The sequence below is a fragment of the Arthrobacter sp. P1_B4 genome (assembly GCF_056406555.1).
This window is the reverse complement of record NZ_JBFTZW010000145.1, coordinates 1-4,859: the sequence shown is the minus strand read 5'-3', so window position 1 is coordinate 4,859 and position 4,859 is coordinate 1. Positions and strand designations below refer to the sequence as shown.

The following is a 4,859-nucleotide window of genomic DNA, read 5'->3' as shown; positions in this document are numbered from 1 at the left end:
CCCAGTGACGCCGCACGGTAGTTGTGCGCCACATCACAAACAGAGTATGTCAGATATATGCCAAATGGGCTAAAAAGTTACGGATGTCACACGTGGGGTCCGTCACGTGGCGCCAGAAAAGGGTAGGTATGCTGTGCGCATGACGGCACTGCAGATCTATGTCAGTTTCCCCGGCACGGCGCGTGAAGCACTTGGCTTCTACGCCGACGTTTTCGGCGGAGAGCTTGCGTTGTTCACGTACGAGGAGTTCAACCGCAGCGATGGCCCGCCGGATGCCATTGCCCACGGACAGCTGAACGGCGTAGTCGCTTTGGCGGGGTCGGATGCGGCTGCGGGCGAGAAAAGCGTCCGGTCCGAAGGCCTCATGCTCTCGCTGCTGGGGACCGCCGAACCGTCAGTTCTCCACGAGTGGTTCGACAAGCTCGCCGTTGGCGGCCGGGTGATCGATCCCCTTGCCCCGAAGCCCTGGGGCGCGACAGATGGCCAGGTCCTCGACCGTCACGGACTGCACTGGTTGATCGGCTACGAGCCTGAGTCGTGACCGACGCCCGGTTGACCGCTCAGTAAGCCCGCGTTAGCTCCGGGAGTTGAGGGCCTTCTTCCGCTCACGCAGCAGGGCCTCCAGCAGTTCGCAGACGTGCACCGGCGCCTCCACCCGGAACTCAGCCTGGGTGAAATCGAGCCCCACCTTTACCCCGAGATCGCCCGGGACGAGGCTGGCCAGGGCGTCCTCGTCGGTGGTGTCGTCTCCGGCGAAGGCCACGGCCGTGGCTCCGGCAGCCTGCCGCAGGAAGGCAATGCCCTCGCCCTTGGAGGCGTTCACGACGGAGGTCTCCAGGACGCGGTTGCCCGACTTGAGGAAGACGCCTCTGCGGTCCTGCAGGACCGCCCGCGCCGCGGCGACGGCGTCCTCGGCGACGTCGTCCGCCGCGAGCCGCGTGTGCAGGACGACGCCGGCCGGCTTGTCTTCCAAAAGGGTCCCCGGGGCCTGTTCCACGATTCCCTCAAGCTCCCGGCGGACCTCGGCCAGGAGTTCGCGTTGGGCGTCGTCGAGCATGAGTTCCGAGGAGCCGGGCCCCATCCAGACCTCTGCGCCGTGGCTGCCGATCAGCAGCGTCTCCTCCGGCGGGGAGGCGACGGCCCGCAGGCTGTCCAGCGCCCGGCCGGAGATGAGCGCCGTCGTCGTCCGGGGCAGTTCCGTCAGCGCCGCGAAGGCGGCTGCGGAGCGAGGGAGCGCGCGGGCGTCGCCGGCATGGTCCACGAGCGGTGCCATGGTGCCGTCGAAGTCCATCGCCACGAGCAGGTGCCCGGTGCCGGCGACGCGGCGCACGGCTGCCAGCAGCTCAGGGGAGAGCGAGAGCGGGGCCGTGTTTGGAGTGTTGGGCTCTGAATCGTGGGTTCCGGCGGCGTCAGGAGTCATCGCGTACAACCTTTTCGGCGAGGGCTTTCAGGAAGTCGGAGGACCAGAGGTCGACGTCGTGGTCCAGAATCTGCTTGCGCATGGCCCGCATGCGGCGTGATGCCTCGGCCGGCTGCATGTTGACGGCCCTCATGATCGTGTCCTTGAGGCCGTCAATGTCGTGCGGGTTCATCAGCAGGGCTTGCTTGAGCTGGTCCGCGGCGCCGGCGAACTCACTCAGTACCAGCGCTCCGTCGTTGTTTGTCCGGGCCGTGACGTATTCCTTGGCGACGAGGTTCATGCCGTCGCGCAGGGCGGTGACCAGCATGACGTCCGCGGCCAGGTACAGGGACACCATCTCTTCGATGGGGTAGCTGTGGTGCAGGTAGCGGACGGCCGTGCTCTCCATGGTGTCGAAGGTGCCGTTGATGTGGCCCACTGTGCCCTCGACCTCCTCACGGAGCAGGCGGTACTGCTCCACACGCTCACGGCTGGGGCTGGCCACCTGGATCAGGGTCGCGTCCTCGACGGTGACCTTGGCGTCCTGCAGCAGTTCCTCGTACGCCTTGAGCCGGTGCCGGATGCCCTTGGTGTAGTCGAGCCTGTCGACGCCGAGCAGGATGGTCTTGGGGTTGCCGAGGTCCCGGCGGATCTGCTGCGCCCGCTCGATTACCTCCGGCTTCTTCGCCAGCTCGGTGATCTGCTTGACATCAATAGAGATGGGGAACGCCTGGGCCCTCGCGATGTGGGTGGTTTCGCCGTCGGTGCCCCTGACATGGACTTGCTGCTGCTTGACGCTCGCGCCAAGGAAGCGCCGTGCGGAGCGCATGAAGTTTCCGGCATCGCTGCTGCGCTGGAAGCCCACCAGGTCCGCCCCCAGGAGGCCGTCGATGATCGCCCGGCGCCACGGGAGCTGAGCAAAGATCTCCGGCGGCGGGAAGGGGATGTGGTTGAAGAACCCGATCTTCAGATCCGGCCGGGCCTCCCGGAGCAGCTTGGGAACCAGTTGGAGCTGGTAGTCCTGCACCCAGACGGTGGCACCCTCGGCCGCATGGCGGATGACGGCGTCGGCGAACCTCCGGTTGACCTTCCGGTACGAATCCCACCAGGTGCGGTGGAACTCCGGAGGGGCGATCACGTCGTGGTAAAGCGGCCACAACGTGGCGTTCGAAAAGCCCTCGTAGAAAAGCTCGATGTCCTCGGTGCTCAGCTGGACGGGGATCAGGTCGATGCCGCCATGGCTGAAAGGCTTGACCGTCTCATCGGGGGCTCCGTGCCAGCCCACCCACGCGCCGTCGGTCTTGGTCATCATCGGGGCCAGGGCTGTCACGAGTCCGCCGGGGGAGCGGCGCCAGCCGTCCTCGCAGCCGGTCTCGTCGGCCGAACAGCGGTCGACGGGCAGCCGGTTGGACACCACCATGAAGTCGAACTGGTCCCCTGCCGCGGCGCCGGTGGTGGCCGTCCGCGCCGCTTCAGTGGTGCTCTGTGTGCCGTGGCCGGCGCTGTCCGTTGCTTGCATTGGTGCCCCCTGGGGTCCGCTCGTGGCTCTCCATCAACCCTAGCCGCCCGGAATCTTCCGGGCTATTCGTCCGTTGGGCAGGCGGAAGGGAAACTTGAAAGCGCAAGTTCTCGGGTTTCTCCCCTAAAATGATGACGTTGCCACTGAGTGGACCGTCCCTGGCCGAACGACCCGAGGAACCAATGAGCCCCGCAAACGAACCCCGACTGTCTAAGGCAGAGCGCACTGCCGCGGCGCGCGAGAAAGCCCGCGAGATCCGCGAGGCGCAGCTGAAGAAGGAGAAGCGCAACAAGCTGCTGATCGGCTGGGGCATCGTTGCCGCCGTCGTCGCCATCATCGTGATCGTCGCGCTGGTTGTCACCTCCAACATCAAGAACAACGCCCCGGTTGCCGACGAGGGACCTACGCCGGCCAACGGCAACATCCACGGCGGGGTCACCCTGCTGGCGAACACCGACGTGGCGAAGACCGATCCCGCAACCGTGAAGCTGTCCGACCTCCCGTCCGCTCCGGCCACGCCGCCGTCTCCGGTCACGGCCCCGGGCGCCGAGGCTGAGGCCGGCAAGCCGGTCAAGGTGGTCCTTTACATCGACTTCATCTGCCCCGTCTGCAAGAACTTCGAGGCGCAGTACAACGAGACGCTCACCAAGCTGCGCAACGAGGGCAAAATCACCGTGGAGTACCGCCCGCTCGGATTCCTGGACAGCCGGTCCACCACGAACTACTCCTCGCGCGCGGCCAACGCCGCAGCCTGCGTGGTCAACGAATCCCCGGAGAAGTACTCGGACTTCGTCGACCTGCTGTTCGCCAAGCAGCCGGCCGAAGGCAGCGCCGGACTCTCCGACAACGAGCTGAAGACGCTGGCCACCGACGCCGGGGCCAAGAGCATCGAGACGTGCGTGGATGGCAAGACCTACCGTCCGTGGGTGAAGCACACCACCCAGGAGGCCACGGTAATCGGCATCACCGGCACGCCCACTGTCTTCGTTGAAGGCAAGCAGTGGGGCGTCGGCGACAGCGCCCAGACCCCGTTCGACCAGTACCTGCAGGCCGCGATCGACGCCAAGAAGTAACCGCGCAGCGGCACATGCCGTTGAAGGCGCGCAGTTAAAGGCCACAAGTTGATGGCCCGGCCCCGGATCGTCCCGGGGCCGGGCCATTGCTTTGGGTTCGCTTTAGGCCTTCGCTGGGCGGGAGGGGCGTTGCGCGTTTTTCTCTGGGTTTTTCTCACCGGGCGTCGGTGGGCTAATCTTGTCTAGCGCCCTGACATCCGCGCCATTTTGTGGCCCGGAGTTGTGTCAGGAAGCAGGAATGCCTCCTTAGCTCAGTTGGCCAGAGCACCGCTCTTGTAAAGCGGGGGTCGTCGGTTCGAATCCGACAGGGGGCCCCACGAACCCCTCCGTTCCGGCGAATTTGGCCGGAACGGAGGGGTTTTCTTATGTCTTAAAACAGGCGGCGGCCCCGGCTGTGGAGGTGGGCGGGCTGAACCTGGCGGCGGCAGCCTGCTGCCGCACCTCGGGGCGCTGGCGGCCGTCCCGTTGGGGCTGGCGGGGATAATTGGCGCCGCCGTCGTTCAATCAGGAGCGCAAGGCGAAGGGCGGCGTTCGACTGCTTCTCCACAAACTCGGCGCCGAGGCGCCTCGCTTATGGAGCCTCTGCAGTCTCTCTTATTAAGCCAAGCGCGTTAGGCGCGAGTATCGCCTGGTATTACCAGCCGCGCTCGGCGAGGCGGTGCGGCTGCGGGATTTCGTCGACGTTGATGCCGACCATGGCCTCGCCCAGGCCGCGGGAGGCCTTGGCGATCTCGTCCGGGTCGTCGTAGAACGTGGTGGCCTTCACGACGGCGGCGGCCCGCTGGGCCGGGTTGCCGGACTTGAAGATGCCGGAGCCGACAAACACGCCGTCGGCGCCGAGCTGCATCATCATCGCGGCGTCGGCCGG

Annotated in this window: 4 protein-coding genes, 1 tRNA gene and 1 pseudogene; 3 read left to right on the top strand and 3 right to left on the bottom strand. The window is 66.2% G+C overall.

Going from position 1 to position 4,859, the window contains the following annotated elements; translation table 11 throughout:
• Positions 1-139: 139 nt before the first annotated feature.
• Entirely contained in the window at positions 140-541 is a 402-nt protein-coding gene (locus tag AC1D1W_RS19910; RefSeq protein WP_243182214.1) for a VOC family protein, read from the top strand.
• 33 nt (positions 542-574) lie between these two features.
• Here AC1D1W_RS19910 and otsB read toward each other — a convergent pair whose 3' ends face one another.
• A complete protein-coding gene (gene otsB / locus AC1D1W_RS19905; protein WP_476944606.1) occupies positions 575-1,420 on the bottom strand; it encodes a trehalose-phosphatase in 846 nt (281 codons plus the stop codon).
• A complete protein-coding gene (locus AC1D1W_RS19900) occupies positions 1,410-2,819 on the bottom strand; it encodes an alpha,alpha-trehalose-phosphate synthase (UDP-forming) (RefSeq protein ID WP_243182222.1) in 1,410 nt (469 codons plus the stop codon). The genes otsB and AC1D1W_RS19900 overlap by 11 nt, the downstream gene beginning before the upstream one ends.
• 281 nt (positions 2,820-3,100) lie before the next feature.
• On the opposite strand from AC1D1W_RS19900, the gene AC1D1W_RS19895 reads away from it, so the two are divergent.
• Both AC1D1W_RS19895 and AC1D1W_RS19890 read left to right on the top strand, forming a co-directional pair.
• Complete coding sequence (locus AC1D1W_RS19895) at positions 3,101-3,991, top strand: DsbA family protein (RefSeq protein WP_476944605.1); 891 nt, start codon at positions 3,101-3,103, stop codon at positions 3,989-3,991.
• Positions 3,992-4,231: 240 nt separating this feature from the next.
• Positions 4,232-4,308, top strand: a tRNA-Thr gene (locus tag AC1D1W_RS19890).
• 317 nt (positions 4,309-4,625) lie between these two features.
• On the opposite strand, the pseudogene AC1D1W_RS19885 reads toward AC1D1W_RS19890, so the two are convergent.
• Positions 4,626-4,859, bottom strand: a pseudogene (locus tag AC1D1W_RS19885) (pyridoxal 5'-phosphate synthase lyase subunit PdxS); the annotation flags it as partial.